Genomic DNA, 21,604 nt, shown 5'->3' on the forward strand with positions numbered 1-21,604 from the left:
CCCACACTTTAAACACTGCTGATCTGCCCGCACGCCGAACACACGTGCATGACGTGCTTGGGCTCAGCGTTCCGGACCTGCACAGGGCAGGTAAAACGGTAGCCCTTGCCATACACGGTCTTGATAAACCCTTTGTCGGCCTTCAAGTGTCTGCGCAAGGCGTAGATGCAACGTGTCAATGACTCATCAGCCACCTCGCCCCGGGGCCAGGCAAGCGCCAACAAGCGGTCCTTGGTCATCAACGAACCGCCGGAAACCAGCAACAGTCGGAGCACGCTCCCCTCTTTGGGCGGCAGTTGAATATCGGTTTCCCTACCCGTGAGCCGACCATCTTCATGCAAGGTCCAGTGAGCGAAAACCAGGGAATTTGTCGATTCTTCAATCCCGATGTCCATAAGGCGTCCTGCACATTCGACTGCTGACATTCAAATCCTTCTTGCTGTGACGGCTCACTCGCCCGATGCCATGACTATAAAAACCTGTCTCGCGTATCACGCTAGGAAAAACCCTATTCAGTCAGCGTTTTTCAGCGTCTCGTTGTAAGACAGTTCACCACTCAACCCGAACGAGGTATCCATTCCTGATACACCTCATGCAACTCAACGCCTAACCGGTCCTCCAGCTGCACCAACTCACCCACAGCCATCAACTGCCCGTTGACCCGCACCTCCACGCAGTGGATGACCTCAGGCGCCAACGGCAACACTTTCCCCGGCGCAAACGCAGCCAGACGCTTACGGCTGATCAATTGCTCCTGCAGCAGTATTTCCAGGTACATGGACAAACGCCTTTTATTCAGGGGGAACGCGCGCGGCCCGGCCTTACGAACGCACGTTGCACACGCTCATATTGCGCAGCCGTCAACGGCGGCGGCCCGGCCGGAGGCTTCGATTCGTCACGGCCCACATCCACCCGCCATGACGAGATTTCATTCAGTTGCTTGGGAACATCCAATTCATCTACCAGCTTCTCGATCAGGCTTACCTGGGCCGGCTTGCCTTTGATCAAGAGGCTGTTGGTGTCCGCATAGGCGATCAGCGTCAGGTTCTTGTCCGCCAGCGGGCCCTTCTGCTCGCTGGCCAGCAGGCCTTGAATGATGGAGGCCATCCCCGGCACGCTGACCTTGCTCGCGCCGCTGCCATACTGCCGATCCTCGACATGGGTATTGAATACCTGCACCACCCCGAAGGCGTGCGTGCCCACGCGCAGCTCACTGCGTTGGCGGTCTGTCAATTGCGCCAGCCGCAGCACCTGGTTGACATAGCTGGGTGGCCCGGACACGTAGAAGGTACGCACCCCGCTGTCGCGCAAGGGATAGCGCGATTCATCCAGCCCCGTTCGGCGCAGGATGCCGCGCAGTCGGTTGACTGAGATGTACCGCAACGCCACCACGGAGGTTCTCGCTTCGGTTGCGTTGTAGACGTGCACCGATTGCCCGTCGCTGTGCCAGATCAGGCCTTCACGCCGGGCCAGCGCTTCGAGGACCTGTTGGGGCGCCTCGAAATCGAACGTCCCGCTGACACGCCTGGGCGCCGCCTCCCGACTGACCACCACAGGCAGACCCAGGGGCACCGACAATGCAGCGAAAAAACTGTCCAGGCTTTCATCGCTGGCCTGATACGGCTCGCCCCAGGCAACCCGGCTGAGCAGCAACAGCACCACCCACAGCAGCGTGCTACCGAGGCAGTGGCGGTTCGTCGGAATGGGAGATTCAGCATGCACCTTGGTTTTCCTGGGGCGGTAGAACGCGAAAGAGCGGCCATACTGAGAGGCAGGCGAGGTTCAATCATGATGGAAAGCTGATGGCTGCCCCATGGCATGTGCCTTGCTATGCACTCTCTATCAGGGCGCGCGCCAACGACGGAGCGGGCCTACGGACAAAGGCGTCGTTTCCCTGTAATGGCTGGTATCGCCATCCGAGGAAGCGACGCTTTTTTTTGAGAGAAAAGGTAGGTGTGGATGAACGATTCGGTCGGCAACAGCCCGGTGACCCCGGCGCTGGCCTGGGTAAACGGCAGTGACGCGCCGGAAAAGAGCAGTCTCGACCTGGGGTTCATGGCCTTGACTGATTGCGCCTCGCTGGTGGTCGCCGCCACCCAGGGGTTTGCGCAACCCTACGGCCTCACGCTGAACCTCAAGCGTCAAACGTCCTGGGCCAACCTGCGCGACAAACTGGTCAGCGGTGAGCTGGACGCCGCCCATAGCCTGTACGGGCTGATCTATGCCGTGCACCTGGGCATCGGCGGCGTTGCTCCGAGCCCGATGGCGGTGCTGATGGGGCTGAACCAGAACGGGCAGAGCATCAACCTGTCCCGTGGGCTGCAACAGCAAGGCGTGGTCACTCCTGAGGCATTGGAGCGCCACGTGCACCAAAGCCGCACAAAACTCACCTTCGCCCAGACCTTTCCCACCGGCACCCACGCCATGTGGCTGTATTACTGGCTGGCAAGCCAGGGCATCCACCCGCTGCGGGACGTGGACAGCGTGGTGGTCCCCCCGCCGCAAATGGTTGCGCACCTGCAAGCCGGTCGTATCGACGGCCTGTGCGTCGGTGAACCCTGGTGCGCCAGCGCCGTCAAGCAGAACCAGGGCTTCACCCTGGCGACCAGCCAGTCGATCTGGCCGAATCATCCGGAAAAGGTCCTGGGCTGTACCCAAGCCTTCGTCGACCAATACCCCAATACCGCCCGTGTGCTGGTGATGGCGATTCTCGAAGCCAGCCGCTTTATCGAAGCGAGCACGCAAAACCGTCGATCCACCGCCCAGCTGCTCAGCGCCCGCGAGTACCTCGACGCGCCGCTGGACTGTATCGAACCTCGCCTGCTGGGCAATTACGACGATGGCCTGGGCAACCAGTGGCAGGACCCGCATGCGCTGCGTTTTTTCGCCGATGGTGCGGTCAACCTGCCCTACCTCTGCGACGGCATGTGGTTCATGACCCAGTTTCGCCGCTGGGGCCTGTTGCGCGAAGACCCGGATTACCTCGACGTTGCCCGCCAGGTGCAACAACTGGACGTGTATCGTCAAGCCGCCAGCGCCGTCGGCGTCCCGCCCCATGACGAAGATATGCGCAGCAGCCAGTTGATCGACGGCAAGGTCTGGGACGGCTCAGACCCCGCCGGCTATGCCCGCAGCTTCCGTCTGCACGCCATGGCGGACGACACCAGCCGCCAAGCGCTGCGCTGACAGGAGCACGACCATGCTGCGAATCCTGTTGATCAACGACACCCCGCGCAAAGTCGGCCGGCTCAAGGCCGCGCTGACCGAGGCCGGCTTCGAGGTGATCGATGAATCGGGCCTGACCATCGACTTGCCCGCGCGCGTCGAAACGGTGCGCCCTGACGTGATCCTGATCGATACCGAGTCACCCGGCCGCGATGTGATGGAACAGGTGGTGCTGGTCAGCCGCGATCAACCCCGCCCTATCGTGATGTTTACCGACGAGCACGACCCGAATGTCATGCGCCAGGCGATCAAGTCCGGGGTCAGTGCCTACATCGTCGAAGGCATCCAGGCCCAGCGCCTGCAACCGATCCTCGATGTGGCCATGGCACGCTTCGAAAGCGACCAGGCCCTGCGCGCCCAGCTTCACGCCCGCGATCAACAGTTGGCGGAGCGCAAGCGCATCGAGCTGGCCAAGGGTCTGCTGATGAAAATGAAGGACTGCAATGAGGAAGAGGCCTACACCCTCATGCGCCGCCAGGCCATGAGCCGCCAGCAGAAACTGATCCAGGTCGCCGAACAGATTATTGCCATGAGCGAATTGCTCGGGTGATCTGGCGCGGCTCTTGCTAAAGAACCTCTACAGGTAGCCAACGGCGGTTGCCCAATCCACGACAAAGACGTCGCACACCCGGTTTGCCCTCGCGAACCCGGTGGCGGCGTTTTTTCGTTTTAGACCCAACCGTTGAGGTGCGTGATGAAATCAAGCTTCTGGAAATCCGGGCACACCCCGACCCTGTTTGCCGCGTTCCTGTATTTCGACCTGAGCTTCATGGTCTGGTACCTGCTGGGCCCGCTGGCGGTACAGATTGCCGCCGACCTGCACCTGACCACTCAACAGCGCGGCCTGGTGGTCGCCACGCCGATCCTGGCGGGCGCGGTGTTGCGCTTTCTCATGGGCATGCTGGCCGACAAGCTGTCGCCCAAGACCGCCGGGCTGATCGGCCAGGTGATTGTCATTGTCGCGTTGTTCTGCGCCTGGAAACTGGGCATTCACAGCTACGAGCAAGCCCTGCTGCTGGGCCTGTTCCTCGGCATGGCCGGTGCCTCGTTTGCCGTCGCCCTGCCGCTGGCCTCGCAATGGTACCCGGCCGAGCACCAGGGCAAAGCCATGGGCATCGCCGGCGCCGGCAACTCCGGCACCGTGTTTGCCGCCTTGCTGGCCCCGGTACTGGCGGCGGCATTTGGCTGGAGCAATGTGTTCGGCTTCGCGCTGATTCCGCTGATTCTCACCCTGATCGTGTTCGCCTGGCTTGCCCGCAATGCCCCGCAACGCCCGAAAGCCAAGTCGATGGCCGACTACTTCAAAGCCCTGGGTGATCGCGACAGTTGGTGGTTCATGTTCTTCTACAGCGTGACCTTTGGCGGCTTCATCGGCCTGGCCAGTGCCCTGCCCGGCTACTTCAACGACCAGTACGGCCTGAGCCCGGTGACCGCCGGCTACTACACCGCGGCCTGTGTCTTCGGTGGCAGCCTGATGCGCCCCTTGGGCGGTGCCCTGGCGGACCGTTTCGGCGGGATCAAGACCCTGCTCGGCATGTACAGCGTGGCGGTGATCTGCATCGCGGCGGTGGGTTTCAACCTGCCCAGTTCCTACGCCGCGCTGGCGCTTTTCGTCTGCACCATGCTCGGCCTTGGCGCCGGGAATGGCGCGGTATTCCAACTGGTGCCACAGCGTTTTCGCAGTGAGATCGGCGTGATGACCGGCTTGATCGGCATGGCCGGCGGCATTGGCGGCTTTGTGCTGGCGGCCGGCATGGGTGCGATCAAGCAGAGTACCGGCAGTTATCAGGTGGCCCTGTGGCTGTTCGCCAGCCTCGGCGTGCTGGCCTGGTTTGGCCTGCACGGCGTCAAGCGTCGCTGGAGAACCACCTGGGGCTCGGCTGCCGTGACCGCCGCGCGCGTCTGATGAGCCTGCAACTGAGCGTCGCCCAGGCCAGTGCGATCGGCCCACGGGCAGAAAACCAGGACGCGCTGCGGGTGGTCACGCCCATGGCGGAACTGGCGGCGAGCAAAGGCTACCTGTGCGCGTTGGCCGACGGTGTCAGCCAATGCGCCGATGGCGGCCTGGCCGCACGCTCGACCTTGCAGGCGCTGGCCCTGGACTACTACGCCACGCCGCAGACCTGGGGCGTGGCCCAGGCGCTGGAACGTTTACTGGTCGCGCAGAATCGCTGGCTGCAAGCCAATGGCGGCGGCCAGCCGCTGCTGACCACCCTCAGCGCCCTGGTGTTTCGTGGCCAGCGTTTCACCCTGGCCCACGTCGGCGATTGCCGCGCCTATCGCTGGCTGGACGGCGAGCTGCAGCGCATCAGCGAAGACCATGTGTGGGAGCAACCGGGCATGCAGCATGTGCTCAAGCGTGCCCTCGGCCTGGACCAACATTTGGTGCTGGATTTTCTCGACGGAGAACTGCGCGCCGGCGAGTGTTTCCTGCTACTCAGTGACGGGGTCTGGGCCACGTTGGGCGACCACAGCATCCGCGCGATTCTGCGCGAGCAAAGCGACTTGGACCTGGCGGTCAACACCCTGGTGAATGCCGCGCACTTGGCAGGCAGCCAGGACAATGCCAGCGCCTTGCTGGTGCGCGTCGACGCACTCGGCGCCGCCACGCTGGGCGATGCACTGGTGCAGTTGCAGCAGTGGCCGCTGCCGCCGCTGCTCAAGGCCGGGCAACGCTTCGAAGGTTGGCAGGTGCACAGCCTGTTGGCGCAGAGCCGACAGTCATTGCTGTATCGGGTAGAGGATGATCAGCACCGCCCCTGGTTGCTGAAAACCTTGCCGCTCAATCGCGAAGCAGACACTGACGCCGCCCAGGCCCTGCTCTCGGAAGAATGGTTTCTGCGCCGGGTCGCCGGCCGCGCGTTCCCTGAAGTCCATGCCGCCAGCGGGCGTCAGCATTTGTACTACGTGATGCGTGAATATCCGGGACAAACCCTGGCCGAACTGTTCAAGCGCCAGGGCCCATTGCCCTTGGCTCAATGGCAGTCCATCGCCGAGCGTTTGCTGCGCGCGGTGGGCCTGCTGCATCGGCGGCAGATTCTGCACCGCGATATCAAGCCGGAAAACCTGTTGCTGGGGGACGACGGCGAACTGCGCGTGCTGGATTTCGGCCTGGCCTACTGCCCAGGGCTGTCCGAAGACCGTGCGCATGTGCTGCCCGGCACCCCGAGTTTTATCGCGCCGGAGTCGTTCAATGGCGAGCGGCCTACGGCGCAACAGGATTTGTATAGCGTCGGCGTCACGCTCTATTACCTGCTGACCGGCCACTATCCCTACGGCGAAATCGAAGCCTTCCAACGTCCGCGCTTCACTCAGGCGGTCAGCGCCAGCCGCTACCGTCCCGACTTGCCCGACTGGTTGCCCGCGAGCCTCGAACGGGCCGTGGCCGCGCAACCGCAGCAACGTTATGAAACCGCCGAAGAATGGCTGCTGGTGCTGGAACAGGCCGACCGCCGTGAGCTGAGCGTGCGCGCCCGCCCCTTGCTGGAGCGTGAACCGCTGAAGGTCTGGCAAACCCTGGCGATGGCTTCGCTGCTGATCAATCTGGTGCTGCTCTACTGGCTATTGCACCACTAACGGGCAAAACCCTGCGGCATTCGGGTTAAACGCTCAATAAAACCAGGGACATCGGCACTTGGCACAGCTGCTGCATTAGCTATCCCAACAACCCACATATAGCCGCTCCTTCAACGTCGAAGGGCCGAGCTTCCCGAGAGAACGGGACCAGGACAAAGGCGTCCTCGCTAGGTAACTAGCGGGGACGCCTTTTTTTGTTTGCGCGTGATTGGTCGGAGAGCGACATGAAAAAACTCAAACTGGTGATGATCGGCAACGGCATGGCCGGGGTTCGCACCCTGGAAGAACTGCTCAAACTCAGCAGCGACCTCTATGACATCACCGTGTTCGGCGCCGAGCCCCACACCAACTACAACCGCATCCTGCTGTCGCCGGTGCTGGCCGGCGAGCAGACCTTCGAAGAGATCGTGCTCAACGACCTGGACTGGTACCTCGATAACAACGTCAAGCTGCTGCTCAACCGCAAGGTGGTGCAGATCGACCGGATCAAGCGCCGGGTCATCGCCGAAGACGGTACCGAAGCCGAGTACGATCGCCTGCTGATCGCCACCGGTTCCACTCCGTTTATCCTGCCCATTCCCGGTAACACCTTGCAGGGCGTGATCGGCTACCGCGATATCGCCGACACCCAGGCCATGATCGACACCGCCAAGACCCACAAGCACGCCGTGGTTATCGGTGGCGGGCTGCTGGGCCTTGAGGCCGCCAACGGCTTGATGCTGCGCGGCATGCAGGTGACCGTGGTGCACATCGGTGAATGGCTCCTGGAGCGGCAACTGGACAAGACCAGCGGCCAACTGCTGCAAACCGAACTGGAAAGCCGTGGCCTGGTGTTCCGCCTGTGCGAACAGACCCAGGCCTTGCACGATGCCGGCAACGGCCGGGTCGGCTCGGTGCAGTTCAAGAATGGCGACATCATTCCCGCCGACCTGGTGGTGATGGCCGCCGGTATCCGCCCCAACACCGAACTTGCAGAAAAGTCCGGCATCCCCTGCAACCGTGGGATTCTGGTCAACGACACGATGCAAACCTACGACCCGCGCATCTATGCCATCGGCGAATGCGCCAGCCACCGTGGGATTGCCTACGGCCTGGTGGCGCCGCTGTTCGAACAGGCCAAGGTCTGCGCCAACCATCTCGCCCAACTGGGTTTTGCCACCTACAAAGGTTCGGTCACCTCCACCAAGCTGAAAGTCACCGGCATCGACCTGTTCTCTGCCGGAGACTTCATGGGCGGCGAAGGCACTGAAACCATCACCCTCTCCGACCCCATCGGCGGCGTGTACAAAAAACTGGTGATCAAGGACGACATCCTGGTCGGCGCCTGCCTGTACGGCGATACCGCCGACGGCGGTTGGTATTTCCGCCAGATCCGTGAGAACCACGCGATTGGCGAGATCCGTGACCATCTGATGTTTGGCGAAAATGCACTGGGCGATGTAGGCCATCAGGGCCAGGACAAAGCCATGAGCATGGCCGACAATGCCGAGGTCTGCGGCTGCAATGGCGTGTGCAAGGGCACCATCGTCAAGGCGATCCAGGAACAGGGGCTGTTCAGCGTCGATGAGGTGAAAAAGCACACCAAGGCCGCCAGCTCGTGCGGGTCTTGCGCGGGGCTGGTGGAGCAGATCCTGATCAACACCGTGGGCGGCGCCGCCGACGTCAAACCCAAGAGCGAAAAAGCCATCTGCGGTTGCAGCGACCTCAACCACGGGCAAATCCGCCAGGCTATTCGCGACCAGCACCTGCTGACCATCGCCGGCACCATGAGCTACCTGAACTGGCGCACGCCCAACGGTTGCGCCACCTGCCGTCCGGCGCTGAACTACTACCTGATCTCCACCTGGCCGGGCGAAGCCAAGGACGACCCGCAATCGCGCCTGATCAACGAGCGCGCCCACGCCAACATCCAGAAAGACGGCACCTATTCCGTCGTCCCACGGATGTGGGGCGGTGTGACCAATCCGTCGGAGCTGCGCCGTATCGCCGATGTGGCCGACAAGTACAACGTGCCCATGGTCAAGGTGACCGGCGGCCAGCGCATCGACTTGCTCGGCATCAAGAAGCAGGACTTGCCCGGCGTCTGGAAAGACCTCGACATGCCGTCCGGGCATGCCTACGGCAAATCCATCCGTACCGTGAAGACGTGCGTGGGCAGCGAGTTCTGCCGCTTCGGTACGCAAAACTCGACGCAACTGGGCATCGAGCTGGAGCACGACCTGTTCAATATGTGGTCGCCGCACAAGGTCAAGCTGGCGGTGTCCGGTTGCCCGCGCAATTGCTCGGAAGCAGGCATCAAGGACGTGGGAATCATTGGTGTGGACTCGGGATGGGAGATGTACATCGGCGGCAACGGCGGGATCAAAACCGAAGTCGCGGAATTCTTCGTCAAGCTCAAGACAGCCGAGGAAGTGCGCGAATACAACGGCGCATTCCTGCAGTTGTACCGCGAAGAAGCCTTCTACCTGGAGCGCACCGTGCATTACCTGCAGCGGGTGGGCATGGACCATATCAAGAAAGCCGTGCTCGAAGACCCGGCCCGGCGCCAGGCCCTCAACGAGCGCCTGCAGTTTTCGCTGTCGTTCGAGCAAGACCCCTGGAAAGAACGCCTGGAACAGCCGCTGCTGAAAAAGGAATTCGACGTCATCCCGGTCAAGCAATTGGAGGTGCCAGCATGAACTGGCTGGATATCTGCGCCCTGGAAGAAATCAACGCATTGGGCTCGCGCATCATCAACGGGCCCAAAGGCGACATTGCGATTTTTCGCACCAGCGACGATGAGGTCTTCGCCCTCGATGACCGTTGTCCGCACAAAGGCGGGCCACTGTCCCAAGGCTTGATCTATGGCAAGCGCGTGGCCTGCCCGCTGCACAATTGGCAGATCGACCTGGCGTCCGGCGAAGCCCAGGCGCCGGATATCGGTTGCGCCCATCATCACCTCGCCCGCGTGGAAAACGGCCGAGTGATGCTGGCCCTGCGGGACGCAGGGTGATGGACCGCCAGGTCACCGCATCCACCTGCTGTTATTGCGGGGTGGGCTGCGGCGTGCTGATTGAGCATGACGGCACCCGAATCCTTGGCGTGCAAGGCGATCCGGACCACCCGGCCAACTTCGGCAAGCTGTGCAGCAAGGGTGCCAGCCTGCATCTGACCGGTGACCTCGACGCCCGCGCCTTGTACCCGGAGTTGCGCTTGGGCAAAGACCTGGCCCGCGCCCGTACCGACTGGGATACCGCGCTGGAACATGCGGCCACGGTATTTGCCGAGACCATCGCCGCGCATGGGCCGGACAGCGTGGCCTTCTACATCTCCGGGCAATTGCTGACCGAGGACTACTACAGCTTCAACAAACTGGCGCGCGCCCTGGTCGGCACCAACAATATCGACAGCAACTCACGGCTGTGCATGTCCTCGGCCGTCGTTGGATACAAGCGCAGCCTGGGCGCCGATGCCCCACCCTGCAGCTATGAAGATCTGGACACCAGCGACTGCGTGATGATCGTCGGCAGTAACATGGCCTACGCTCATCCAGTGTTGTTCCGACGTTTGGAAGAAGCCAAGGCGCGCCGCCCACAGATGAAAGTCGTGGTGATCGACCCACGGCGCACAGACACCTGCGAACTGGCTGACCTGCACCTGGCGATCCTGCCGGGGACCGACGTCGCGCTGTTCCATGGAATTTTGCATCTGCTGTTGTGGGAAGACTGGATCGACCGCGATTTTATCCAGGCGCATACCGACGGCCTGGCCGAGCTGAAACGCCTGGTGCATGACTACACCCCGCAGATGGTCACGCAACTGTGCGGGATCAGCGTGGAGCAGTTGCGCCTGTGCGCGCAGTGGGTGGGCACCTCCAATAGCTTTTTGTCGCTGTGGTGCATGGGGTTGAACCAATCTACTGCGGGCAGTGCGAAAAACAGCGCGCTGATCAACTTGCACCTGGCCACCGGAACCATTGGCCGGCCAGGCTGCGGGCCGTTTTCCCTGACCGGCCAACCCAATGCCATGGGCGGGCGCGAGACCGGCAGCTTGTCGAATTTGCTGCCTGGGCATCGCGACGCCGCCAACCCCGAACATCGCGCAGAAGTCGCCGCTTATTGGGGCGTCGATCAACTGCCCGCCACCACCGGCCTCACGGCCATCGAACTGTTCGAGCAGGTACAGGCGGGCAAGATCAAAGCGTTGTGGATCGCCTGCACCAACCCCGCCCAATCATTGCCGGACCAGAATGCCGTGCGTGCCGCCTTGGCGACATGTCCGTTTGTGGTGTTGCAGGAGGCGTTTCGAACCACCGAGACCGCCGCGTACGCCGACCTGCTGTTGCCCGCCGCCAGCTGGGGTGAAAAAGAAGGCACGGTGACCAACTCCGAACGGCGTATTTCCCATGTGCGACGCGCCATCAGCGCACCGGGAGAAGCGCGGCCGGATTGGGCGATTACGGTGGATTTCGCCCGACGCCTGGAGCGTCGTCTGCGGCCGGGGCTGAACAGCCTGTTTGCCTTCGAGCAACCTGCGCAGATTTTTGACGAGTTCAAGCTGTTGACGCAGGACCGCGACCTGGATTTGTCGGGCATCAGCCATGCCCTGCTGGACCGGCTCGGCCCGCAACAGTGGCCGTTTCCCAGGGGTGCACAAGCCGGAACGCCGCGCCTCTACGTGGATGGCATTTTCCCCACCGCTAATGGCCGTGCGCAGTTTGTCGCCGACCCTTACCGCGCCGCCAAGGAGCAGCGTGACGCACGCTTCCCCTTGACCCTGATCACCGGCCGCCTGCGCGACCAATGGCACGGCATGAGCCGTACCGGCACGGCAGCGCAGTTGTTCGGGCATGTCAGCGAGGCGCTGTTGAGCCTGCACCCGGACGAGTTGCGCCGTCATCGCTTCAAAGAAGGTGACTTGGTCAACCTGAAAAGCCGTCGAGGCAATGTGATCGTCGCGGTCACCAGCGATGACAGCGTGCGCCCCGGCCAGGCGTTCCTGCCCATGCATTGGGGCGACCGTTTTCTCAAAGGCGGCGTCAACGTGCTGACCCAGCCGGCGTGCGACCCGTTGTCGAAACAGCCGGAACTCAAACACAGCGGTGTGCGCCTGGAAGCGGTGCAACTGCCGTGGCAGCTGTTTGCGCTGATTGAGGGCGATGTGCAGCGACATTTCGAAGCCCTGCGCCCGCTCTGTGAGGGTTTTTCCTACGTCAGCCTGAGCCTGTCCGGACGTGAGCGTCCCGCGTTGCTGGTGCGTGCAGCCCATACCGAGGCGCCAGACCTGCAGTTGCTGAACCGCATCGACCAGTTGCTTGGGCTCAATGACGGCCCGGTGATGGCGTATGACGACCCGCGCCGTTCCATCGGTAAACGGGTAAAAATCGAAAAAGGCCGCATTACCGCGTTGCGCCTGGCCGGCGAAACCCTCGCCCGCCATTGGCTGCAGAGCCTCTGGCTGGAAGGCCGCGCCGACGATCAATTACGCCGCTGGCTATTGGCGCCGTTAAGCGCGCCACCGGGGGGTGCCGCAGCCAGCAGCAAGGTCCTGTGCAACTGCATAAATGTCAGCGAAAACGCAGTGTGCGCCGGGATCGCCCGTGGCCTGGACCTGAGTGGACTCAAACAAGAACTGGGGTGCGGCACGCAATGCGGCTCCTGCGTGCCAGAAATCAAACGTCTTTTGGCCGCCAGCCCGCAGCCAATCGCAATCAGTCTGTGAGGTAACAACATGAGCGCAAAAGTTTGGCTGGTAGGCGCCGGGCCCGGTGATCCGGAATTGCTCACCCTCAAAGCGGTAAGGGCCCTGCATGAAGCGGATGTGGTGCTGATTGACGATCTGGTTAACCCCGCCGTGCTGGAACACTGTGCCGATGCGCGAGTGATCACCGTCGGCAAGCGTGGCGGCTGTCGTTCCACGCCGCAGGATTTTATTCACCGCCTGATGCTGCGTTACGCGCGCCAGGGCAAGTGCGTGGTGCGGCTTAAAGGTGGCGACCCGTGCATTTTCGGCCGGGGTGGTGAGGAAGCAACCTGGCTGCGCGAGCGTGGAGTCGAGGTGGAGTTAGTCAACGGCATCACCTCAGGGCTGGCCGGAGCGACGAATTGCGATATCCCGTTGACGTTGCGCGGCGTAAGCCGTGGCGTGACGTTGATCACGGCGCATACCCAGGACGACAGCAGCCTGAATTGGCGTGCACTGGCCGAGGGGGGAACGACGCTGGTGGTGTATATGGGCGTAGCCAAGCTGGAAGAGATTCGGCAACAGTTGCTGGAAGGTGGCATGGCTGCGGATATGCCGGTGGCGATGATCGAAAATGCGTCGTTGCCCGAGCAGCGCGAATGCCGTAGCGACCTCGCCGCCATGCATGAAGACGCGCAGGCGTTTGCGCTGAAGAGCCCGGCGATCCTGGTGATTGGCCGTGTTGCCAGCGCAGCCCAGATGGCTTGCGTCGCGGCAGCCGCCAGCGCCTGAGGCAAATCGCAGGCAAAAAAAAGCCCGGCCTAAGCCGGGCTTTTTGTGAAGCTCGGCTAATTACTTAGCTTGAGCTTCAACCGCTGCTTCTACGCGACGGTTAACAGCGCGACCAGCTTCAGTTGCGTTGTCAGCAACTGGGCGGGATTCGCCGTAACCTACGGAAGTGATGCGGCTAGGAGCTACGCCATCTTTAACCAGGACTTGCTTAACAGCGTCAGCACGACGCTGGGACAGCTTCTGGTTGTAAGCGTCTGGACCTACGGAGTCAGTGTGACCAGCAACTTCTACGTTGGTGTCTGGGTACTGAGCCATGAAGTCGGCCAGGTTTTTGACGTCGCCGTAGCTGTTAGGCTTAACAACGGCCTTGTCGAAGTCGAACTTAACGTCCAGCTCAACACGAACAACCTGAGCAACCGGAGCTTCTGGCTCTGGAACTGGCTCTGGAGCTGGTGCTGGGGTAGGAGCTGGAGCAGCTGCGCCAGCGTTACCGCCGAAGTTCACACCCAGGCCAACCAGTGCGGAGTAGTCCCACTTGCCGTTGTCCAGACCGTAGTCAGCTTCAACGCCAGCACGAGCGTACAGGTTGTTGGTGAAGTAGTACTTCACGCCGGTACCGATGGTAGCGAAAGTAGTCTGATCGCGACCGCTGTGACCGTCAGCTTTTACGTTGCCACGGCTCTGGTGGCCGAAACCGCCTTCAACGTATGGACGCAGGCTGTCAACGCCAGCTTGACCGAAGTGATATTGGGCAACCAGGCTGCCGGTATCACCTTTGATCTTCTGGCTACCAGTACCGTCGTTCGAACGGGTGTGGTTAGTCTTGTCGTAGGACAGGTTCAAGGACAGGTCGTCGGTCAAGAAGTAACCGATGCGAGCGCCAGGATTGAAGCCGTCTTCGATGTGCTTGACGCTATCGTTGTACTGCTTCTTGTAGAACAGCTCGCCTTCAACTGCGCCTTGGCCTTGTGCCAGAACGCCGAAAGAAGTAGCGGCAATAAGAGAACCAATGGCCAAGCCCAAGGTGTTTTTCAGTTTCATCCGTTAAATCCCCATCTGGTGATTGTAAAGCAGTCCCACAAACCGGGGGACAACTCGGCGACAAGTCTAACAGAACTTGCCTACACGTAAGAGATATTTGCTACGCACTAAGTTTCAGTCTCGCCCGCAAATTTCTCACGTAATTTATCAAGAGCACGTTTGTAACGCATTTTTGTAGCACTCAAACCCATGTGCATGATGTCAGCGATTTCCTGAAATTCCAATTCTGCGACAAAACGTAGCACCAGAATTTCACGGTCAATCGGGTTCACATGCACCAGCCAGCGGTCGAGCCCGCCCTTTTCCTCGGGTGCCGGCGCCTTTTCTTCAGACGCCTCTTCAAGGGGGTCCAGACTCAAAGCGTCCATCAAGCGACGCTTTCGCCGTTCCTTCCGATACTGCGTGATGCACTCGTTGTAGGTGATGCTGTAGAGCCAGGTCTTGAACTTCGATTTGCCCTCGAAGTTCTTCAGGCCGTACAGCACCTTGAGCATCACTTCCTGACAGACATCATCGGCATCTCTATCGTTCCCCAAATACCTTGAACAAACGTTGAACAGAGTGCGTTGATACCTGCGCATCAATTCTTCGTACGCGCGTGTAACGTGAAACAGCTCCGTGTGCGAACGCGCGACCAACTCCTCATCAGAGAGCTCACGGGGGTCATAGCGCGTGGACAGCGTTTGGGCTTTATTCAAAACAAGTCGTGCCGGCAGTCAGGTCAATGTCCGCTGCAACCCGGTCAGCCGGGTTTGCGGCGGCGTACATTAGCAGGGTTTGCCGGTTTAGCGGCTACTGACCTGCTGCTCCAGGAGAATCCGGTTGGACAGCGACACCAGTTCTCCGTCATCGGTCAGCACGGTCGTCTTGACTGTGCCGATCTCCTCGATTTGCCCTTCAACCTCGCCCACACGCACCTGTTGCCCAACTTGATATAGCTCACGCACATAGATTCCCGCAAGAATCTGACCGGCAATTTCCCGGCTTCCCAACCCCATGGCCAGCGCAACGGCCAGACCAACGGTAATCAAAACGATCACAATAACGTGGTTCAGCAGGTCAGTCTTGACCTCCAATTGGCTGATCGCGACGGAAATGCTGATGATGATCACCAGCCCCTGGGCAATCCGCCCCAGGCCTGCCGCGTAGTCCAGCCCGACGCCTTCAGCGGCTCCGCGCACCAGGCCATTGGCCAGTTGCGCGAGCAAAACACCTACCAGCAACACCAGCGCGCCGCCGAAAACTTTCGGCAAATACAGTGCCAGCATGTCGAGCGTAGCTGAAACTCGCTCAAGTCCAAGGGACTGAGCCGCAGAAACCAGGAAAATCAGTAGAACGAACCAATAAACGATCTTGCCGATCAGCGTAGAGATCGGCACTTGCAGCCCGGCGCGGCCCAGCAGCTTGGTCAGGCCGGTGCCGGCCATCAGGCGATCCAGCCCGAGTTTGGCGAGCAATTTGGACAGCAGGGTGTCGAGCAACTTGGCCACGACAAAGCCCAGCAATACCAGGACCAGGGCACCAAACAGGTTGGGAATGAAATTCGCCACCTTGGTCCACAATGCGGTCATCGCGGTGACCAGGCTCTGGGTCCAGAGATCAAGTTCCATATTCAGTCAGCCTTATCAGCAGTGCGAGCAAGAGGTTTACTACGGGAAACCGGTGACACATGGGCCGAACCGTTGTTCAGGGCCATCATCAATGCCGGCAGCCAGCGCCCGAGCAGACCGAACAGGTCACCCGCCCCTACCTGACGGTTCGCGGTTTTCAGTACGCGACCCAGGCAAGCGTCGTCATCACGGTTGGATGGCGAAGCATTGAGCATGTCACGCAAAGACTGTTCGAACGGATCGTGCATAAGAGACCTCTCGCAAGTGATTTAAAAGACGAGGGTAAAATTCATCGGGTCACATCGGCCCTTTCCTACGTTCAGCTCATATTCAGTTCAAACCCAGCGCAACCGTCGAAACAACCACCATTGCCCCAAGGCCACGCAGACCATCAGCAGGCAGGCAATCATGAATCCGTAGGGGCTGCTGGAAAACGGTATCCCCCCCACATTGATGCCCAGCAGGCCGGTCAAAAAACTCATCGGCAAGAAGATGCCGGTGATGATTCCGAAACGGTACATCGTGCGGTTCATGCGCAGGCTCAAGCGCCGGTCTTCTGCCTCAAGCACAAGCCCCACGCGCTCCCTGGCCAATTCGAGCTCTTCCAGGTAACGGGTCAGGCTGTTGTGCAATTCGTTCCAGTAGTCGGCGTCGTCTTCACAGAACCACGCCAGTTTGATCCGCGTCAGTTGCGCGAAAATATCCCGTTGCGGCGCCAGAAAACGCTTGAGCCCGGCCGCTCGCCGACGGATCTGCAAGACGCTGCCGTGCTCCGGCGTATACCGTTCGTCGGCATCGAGTTTTTCTTCCTCGGAATCGACAATTTCGGACAGCCCGGTGACCAGATCCTGCACTTTGTTGGTCAGGTACTGCGCCATATAAAGGATGAGTTCAGACGCAGTTCTTGGCCCCTTACCCTCGGCCAGTTGCACCAGCAGCTCATCGGTGGCGCGTAGCGGGCGCAAACGCAGGGAAATCACACGACTGGCAGCTGCGAAGATACGTACCGAAACCATATCCTCCGGTTCCGCGCCGGGATTGAGATTGATCCCACGCAAAAACAGCAGCAGTTCGGCATCCGGTAACGGCAGCAGCCGCGGGCGGGTGTTTTCTTCCAGCAGGAGGTCACACGCAAATTCGCTCAAACCGCTGGATTTGCGCAGCCAGGTCTGGGTTTGAGGGTGGCTGCGGTCCCAATGCAGCCACAGGCTCTCCTGAGGCTGCAGTTGCAACGCGTCAAGCTCAGTCCGGGCAATCGAACGCGCACCGCCTTTACCGTCCAGCACCAGGGCATGCACCAGCCCCCATTGCGCGTTTTCTTCCTCGAACATCCTCACCCCTTTCGGCTACTGCGTTTATTCAGGCATTTTCAGTGGGCTGGGCGAGACGATCACACCGTTGTTATCGGCATACACGTATTCGCCTGGGCGGAACGTCACGCCCGCAAAGGTCACCACCACGTTCAGGTCGCCAAGGCCGCGCTTGTCGGTTTTCATAGGATGGGAAGCCAGGGCCTGCACGCCCAGATCGGTCTGGGCAATCACATCGACGTCGCGGATGCACCCGTAGATCACCATGCCTTCCCAGCCGTTTTTCGCGGCTTTCTCGGCGATCAGGTCACCCAGCAAAGCACGCCGCAGCGAACCACCGCCATCGACCACCAACACCTTGCCGGTGCCGGGCTGCTCGGCCTGTTCCTTAACCAGGGAGTTATCTTCGAAGCACTTGATGGTGACAATTTCGCCGCCGAAGGAATCTCGGCCACCGAAGTTGCTGAACATCGGCTCGACCACCTGTACCAGCTCCGGGTACGCGTCGCACAGGTCGGGGGTCACGTAATGGTTCATCGAGAAACTCCAGTCGTCAAAAATGAGGTCGGACATCCCAGGGTGTACATCAGAAAAACGTCTTGCAACAGGCATTCTTTAAGGGCTTGGCCGGTAATGGCGGCCATGATCAGACTCACCTGCGTGTAACGCAATGGCCGTTACGCGACTGAATATGACCAGAGGCGTCTGAGGCGTCATATCTTAGCCGCAACCACATAAGAGTGAAACGCCCCGGTAGAGCGCTTCGTTAAACCGCAACAGCCACCTCGGGCCGGGAGCCGAACAAAGGTGTCAACGGGTCTTTCAACCAACGCTCCACCAACGGCCACACTTCGGCCTGTGCGGCTTTGCTGACCAGCATTTGTACATGCCCGAAATCCTCGCTGAAACCCTGCCGACGTCCCAGGCACAGGTATTGGCGATGTTCGCTGCCGACTTGCTCGAACAGCTTGCGACACGCCCAGTCCGGATCTTGCCGGTCGCCCGCCGCGCTGACCGCCAACAGCGGCACGTCGACTTCTGCCAGGCCTTTCCACCAATCACGCTCGGCGTCGCCAAAGCGGCCGAACAGGCCATTCCATCGCATGGCTTCGATCATCACGCCGGCCGGCTCGTCCTCGGGCCCGCGTTTGAATCGTGGGCCGGACACCTGGGCAAGACGCTTCAAGATAAATCGGCCGCCCCATTCCACCGGAGGGATTTTCAACGGCCAATGGGTGCGGCTGACCTGGCAACCAAAGATCGCCACCGAAGCCACCCACTGCGCGCTCAGGTATTGCCCGCCCAGCGCGGCAACCAACGTGGTGGCGCCGAGGGAATGCCCGATCCAGTGCGCAGCCTGCCCGCTTTGCTCGTGCACAAATGCACCAATGGCCGGCAAATCGTAACGGGCGTAGTCGGCGACACGGTTGCGGGCGTAGTCGTGGTTGCGCTTGGACAGGCCATGGCCGCGCATTTCCGGGATCCATACATCAAACCCCTGGCGTGCCAGGTGAGCTCCCAGGCCTATGCCCTTGGGCGAATACCAGAAGCGCCGATTGGAAAAACTGCCATGCAAGAAAATAACCGGCGTGCCCCGGTTTTCCGGGACATCGGCCAGGCCCAGACGGGTAACCGCCAGCTCGACGGTAGCGTCGGGGCTGTTACCGGGTTTGAGGCGGTACACATCTTCACTCAGGTCGCCACGACGTTCAGCGCTGATCAGGGCGACGGGAAACAGGTTACTGCTGCTTTGCATAATCTTCTTGCACAAAAAAGGGCGGCGTCCGGTAGGAGTTCCGCCCTGTACAGATAAGAATGCCGGTCACCCTCAACGAGTGACCGGCACTTTTGACGTAGCGACGTTAAGCGGGCGCTTGGCCTTCGGCGAGGAAGAACCAGGTTTCCAGCACGGAGTCGGGGTTCAGCGAGACGCTTTCGATGCCCTGTTCCATCAGCCATTTGGCCAGGTCAGGGTGATCGGAAGGGCCCTGGCCGCAGATACCGATGTACTTGCCGGCCTTGTTACACGCCTGGATAGCGTTGGCCAGCAGCTTCTTGACCGCAGGGTTTCGCTCGTCGAACAGGTGAGCGATGATCCCGGAGTCGCGGTCCAGGCCCAGGGTCAGCTGGGTCAGGTCGTTGGAGCCGATGGAGAAACCGTCGAAGAATTCCAGGAACTCCTCGGCCAGGATGGCGTTGGACGGCAGCTCGCACATCATGATGACCCGCAGGCCGTTCTCGCCGCGCGTCAAACCATTTTCAGCCAGCAGGTCGACCACCTGGCTCGCCTCACCCAGGGTGCGCACGAACGGCACCATGATTTCGACGTTGGTCAGCCCCATCTCGTTGCGCACACGCTTGAGGGCGCGGCATTCGAGTTCGAAGCAGTCACGGAACGCTTCGCTGATATAACGCGAGGCGCCACGGAAGCCCAGCATCGGGTTTTCTTCTTCCGGCTCGTAGAGCTTGCCGCCGATCAGGTTCGCGTATTCGTTGGACTTGAAGTCCGACAGGCGCACGATGACCTTTTTCGGGTAGAACGCTGCCGCCAGGGTGCTGATGCCTTCCACCAGCTTCTCGACATAGAAGCCCACCGGGTCGTTGTAGCCGGCGATGCGCTTGTCGACGCTTTCCTTGATGTCCAGCGGCAGGCCGTCGTAGTTCAACAGGGCCTTGGGGTGCACGCCGATCATGCGGTTGATGATGAACTCCAGGCGGGCCAGGCCCACACCGGCGTTCGGCAACTGCGCGAAGTCGAAGGCGCGGTCCGGGTTGCCGACGTTCATCATGATCTTGAACGGCAGGTCCGGCATGGCGTCGATGGAGTTCTGCTTGATGTCGAAGCCCAGCTCGCCTTCGAAAATGAAACCGGTGTCGCCTTCGGCGCAGGACACGGTCACACCCTGGCCGTCTTTCAACAGCTGGGTGGCGTTGCCGCAACCGACGACCGCAGGAATGCCCAGCTCACGGGCGATGATCGCCGCGTGGCATGTGCGCCCGCCACGGTTGGTGACGATGGCGCTGGCGCGTTTCATCACCGGTTCCCAGTCCGGGTCGGTCATGTCGGAGACCAGTACGTCACCCGGCTGGACCTTGTCCATCTCGGACACGTCCTTGATGATGCGTACCTTGCCGGCGCCGATGCGCTGGCCAATGGCGCGGCCTTCCACCAGCACCGTGCCGGTTTCTTTCAGCAGGTAGCGTTCCATGACGTTGGCCGACGTGCGGCTCTTAACGGTCTCGGGACGGGCCTGCACGATGTACAGCTTGCCGTCATCACCGTCCTTGGCCCATTCGATGTCCATCGGGCACTTATAGTGCTTCTCGATGATCATCGCTTGCTTGGCCAATTCGCTGACTTCAGCGTCGGAGAGGCAGAAACGCGCGCGCTCGGCCTTGTCGACGTCCACTGTTTTAACGGAACGACCGGCCTTGGCCTCGTCGCCGTAGATCATCTTGATCGCCTTGCTGCCCAGGTTGCGGCGCAGGATAGCCGGGCGGCCGGCCTCAAGGGTGTGCTTGTGCACGTAGAATTCATCCGGATTCACCGCGCCTTGTACGACGGTTTCGCCCAGGCCGTAGGCGCCGGTGATGAATACCACGTCACGGAAGCCCGATTCGGTATCGAGGGTGAACATCACGCCGGCGGTGCCGGTTTCCGAACGCACCATGCGCTGCACACCAGCAGACAAGGCCACCAGCTTGTGGTCGAAACCCTGGTGCACGCGGTAGGAAATGGCGCGGTCGTTGAACAGCGAGGCAAACACTTCCTTGGCCGCGCGAATCACGTTTTCCACGCCGCGGATGTTGAGGAAAGTCTCTTGCTGGCCGGCGAACGAGGCATCCGGCAAGTCTTCGGCGGTGGCCGAGGAGCGCACGGCGACGGCCATATCCGGGTTACCGGCGGACAAGGTGGCGAAGGCGGTGCGGATCTCTTCGTTGAGCTTCTCGGGGAACTCGGCGTCCATGATCCATTGGCGGATCTGGCTGCCGGTTTTGGCCAGGGCGTTGACGTCATCGACGTCCAGAGCGTCCAGCGCGGCGTGGATCTGGGCGTTGAGGCCGCTCAGCTCGAGGAAATCACGGTAAGCCTGGGCCGTGGTGGCAAAACCACCCGGCACCGAGACACCGGCGCCTGCAAGATTACTGATCATCTCGCCGAGGGATGCGTTCTTGCCCCCCACATGCTCTACATCATGGACGCCGAGCTTATCGAGGGAAACTACGTACTCTACCAAGGTGATCTCTCCACTTTCTGTGTTGGAAAAGCTCAGGACGCGGCTTGCTCAGTAGGAGCGAACGCCAGCGCTTGTGGCCTGGACCTGGAAAATAAGTGAGAATGCGGCCCACTGCGGGACGGCAAAATCGCGCCTATCATATCCAAGATTC

18 protein-coding genes and 1 pseudogene are annotated in these 21,604 nt (G+C 60.9%); 8 read left to right on the forward strand and 11 right to left on the reverse strand.

Annotated features, from left to right (window positions below):
- Nucleotides 1-8 precede the first annotated feature (8 nt).
- The 3 genes and pseudogenes from C4J85_RS19825 to C4J85_RS19835 form a co-directional block, all read right to left on the reverse strand.
- Nucleotides 9-395, reverse strand: coding sequence for a winged helix-turn-helix domain-containing protein (locus C4J85_RS19825; RefSeq protein WP_124363924.1), 387 nt, complete (start codon nucleotides 393-395; stop codon nucleotides 9-11).
- 161 nt (nucleotides 396-556) lie between these two features.
- The gene (locus C4J85_RS19830; RefSeq protein ID WP_124363925.1) at nucleotides 557-778 is read right to left on the reverse strand and encodes a FliM/FliN family flagellar motor switch protein; all 222 of its coding nucleotides are present in this window, start codon (nucleotides 776-778) and stop codon (nucleotides 557-559) included.
- A 107-nt stretch (nucleotides 779-885) separates the two neighbouring features.
- Nucleotides 886-1,722: pseudogene (locus tag C4J85_RS19835) on the reverse strand (secretin N-terminal domain-containing protein); the annotation flags it as partial.
- A gap of 237 nt (nucleotides 1,723-1,959) precedes the next feature.
- Between C4J85_RS19835 and C4J85_RS19840 the strand changes: the two are divergent.
- The 8 genes from C4J85_RS19840 (at nucleotide 1,960) to cobA (ending at nucleotide 13,254) form a co-directional block, all read left to right on the forward strand.
- Nucleotides 1,960-3,186: a CmpA/NrtA family ABC transporter substrate-binding protein gene (locus tag C4J85_RS19840; protein ID WP_124410543.1), complete on the forward strand. Its 1,227-nt coding sequence runs from the start codon at nucleotides 1,960-1,962 to the stop codon at nucleotides 3,184-3,186.
- Nucleotides 3,187-3,199: 13 nt separating this feature from the next.
- Nucleotides 3,200-3,775: an ANTAR domain-containing response regulator gene (locus C4J85_RS19845; RefSeq protein ID WP_057721200.1), complete on the forward strand. Its 576-nt coding sequence runs from the start codon at nucleotides 3,200-3,202 to the stop codon at nucleotides 3,773-3,775.
- 144 nt (nucleotides 3,776-3,919) lie between these two features.
- Nucleotides 3,920-5,131 (forward strand): NarK/NasA family nitrate transporter, encoded by a 1,212-nt coding sequence (locus C4J85_RS19850; RefSeq protein WP_124367953.1) that lies wholly within the window; start codon nucleotides 3,920-3,922, stop codon nucleotides 5,129-5,131.
- Nucleotides 5,131-6,801 (forward strand): bifunctional protein-serine/threonine kinase/phosphatase, encoded by a 1,671-nt coding sequence (locus C4J85_RS19855; RefSeq protein WP_124410544.1) that lies wholly within the window; start codon nucleotides 5,131-5,133, stop codon nucleotides 6,799-6,801. Before C4J85_RS19850 ends, C4J85_RS19855 begins: the two co-directional genes overlap by 1 nt.
- A 224-nt stretch (nucleotides 6,802-7,025) precedes the next feature.
- The gene (gene nirB, locus C4J85_RS19860; RefSeq protein WP_124410545.1) at nucleotides 7,026-9,479 is read left to right on the forward strand and encodes a nitrite reductase large subunit NirB; all 2,454 of its coding nucleotides are present in this window, start codon (nucleotides 7,026-7,028) and stop codon (nucleotides 9,477-9,479) included.
- On the forward strand, nucleotides 9,476-9,793 hold the full coding sequence (gene nirD, locus C4J85_RS19865) for a nitrite reductase small subunit NirD (RefSeq protein ID WP_057721197.1): 318 nt from the start codon (nucleotides 9,476-9,478) through the stop codon (nucleotides 9,791-9,793). The genes nirB and nirD overlap by 4 nt, the downstream gene beginning before the upstream one ends.
- The gene (locus tag C4J85_RS19870; protein WP_124410546.1) at nucleotides 9,793-12,501 is read left to right on the forward strand and encodes a nitrate reductase; all 2,709 of its coding nucleotides are present in this window, start codon (nucleotides 9,793-9,795) and stop codon (nucleotides 12,499-12,501) included. Before nirD ends, C4J85_RS19870 begins: the two co-directional genes overlap by 1 nt.
- 9 nt (nucleotides 12,502-12,510) lie before the next feature.
- Nucleotides 12,511-13,254 (forward strand): uroporphyrinogen-III C-methyltransferase, encoded by a 744-nt coding sequence (gene cobA / locus C4J85_RS19875; protein ID WP_124410547.1) that lies wholly within the window; start codon nucleotides 12,511-12,513, stop codon nucleotides 13,252-13,254.
- Nucleotides 13,255-13,314: 60 nt separating this feature from the next.
- On the opposite strand, the gene C4J85_RS19880 is transcribed toward cobA, so the two are convergent.
- The 8 genes from C4J85_RS19880 to ppsA form a co-directional block, all read right to left on the reverse strand.
- Nucleotides 13,315-14,295 carry an OmpA family protein gene (locus C4J85_RS19880; protein WP_124367958.1) on the reverse strand — a complete coding sequence of 327 codons (981 nt, stop codon included), beginning with the start codon at nucleotides 14,293-14,295 and terminating at the stop codon, nucleotides 13,315-13,317.
- 107 nt (nucleotides 14,296-14,402) lie between these two features.
- A complete protein-coding gene (gene sigX / locus C4J85_RS19885; protein WP_003193286.1) occupies nucleotides 14,403-14,993 on the reverse strand; it encodes an RNA polymerase sigma factor SigX in 591 nt (196 codons plus the stop codon).
- Between the two features lie 87 nt (nucleotides 14,994-15,080).
- Nucleotides 15,081-15,905 (reverse strand): mechanosensitive ion channel domain-containing protein, encoded by an 825-nt coding sequence (locus C4J85_RS19890; RefSeq protein ID WP_003193288.1) that lies wholly within the window; start codon nucleotides 15,903-15,905, stop codon nucleotides 15,081-15,083.
- Nucleotides 15,906-15,907: 2 nt separating this feature from the next.
- Nucleotides 15,908-16,153: a CrfX protein gene (locus C4J85_RS19895; protein WP_124410548.1), complete on the reverse strand. Its 246-nt coding sequence runs from the start codon at nucleotides 16,151-16,153 to the stop codon at nucleotides 15,908-15,910.
- 87 nt (nucleotides 16,154-16,240) lie between these two features.
- Complete coding sequence (locus C4J85_RS19900) at nucleotides 16,241-17,236, reverse strand: zinc transporter ZntB (RefSeq protein WP_124407908.1); 996 nt, start codon at nucleotides 17,234-17,236, stop codon at nucleotides 16,241-16,243.
- Between the two features lie 24 nt (nucleotides 17,237-17,260).
- Nucleotides 17,261-17,752, reverse strand: a complete 492-nt coding sequence (gene rraA, locus C4J85_RS19905; protein ID WP_124363934.1) for a ribonuclease E activity regulator RraA — start codon at nucleotides 17,750-17,752, stop codon at nucleotides 17,261-17,263.
- Between the two features lie 229 nt (nucleotides 17,753-17,981).
- Nucleotides 17,982-18,971 carry an alpha/beta fold hydrolase gene (locus C4J85_RS19910; RefSeq protein WP_124410549.1) on the reverse strand — a complete coding sequence of 330 codons (990 nt, stop codon included), beginning with the start codon at nucleotides 18,969-18,971 and terminating at the stop codon, nucleotides 17,982-17,984.
- Nucleotides 18,972-19,077: 106 nt separating this feature from the next.
- Entirely contained in the window at nucleotides 19,078-21,453 is a 2,376-nt protein-coding gene (ppsA, locus tag C4J85_RS19915) for a phosphoenolpyruvate synthase (RefSeq protein WP_124363936.1), read from the reverse strand.
- Nucleotides 21,454-21,604: the final 151 nt, after the last annotated feature.

The organism is Pseudomonas sp. R4-34-07 (genome assembly GCF_003852375.1).
GTDB lineage: Bacteria > Pseudomonadota > Gammaproteobacteria > Pseudomonadales > Pseudomonadaceae > Aquipseudomonas.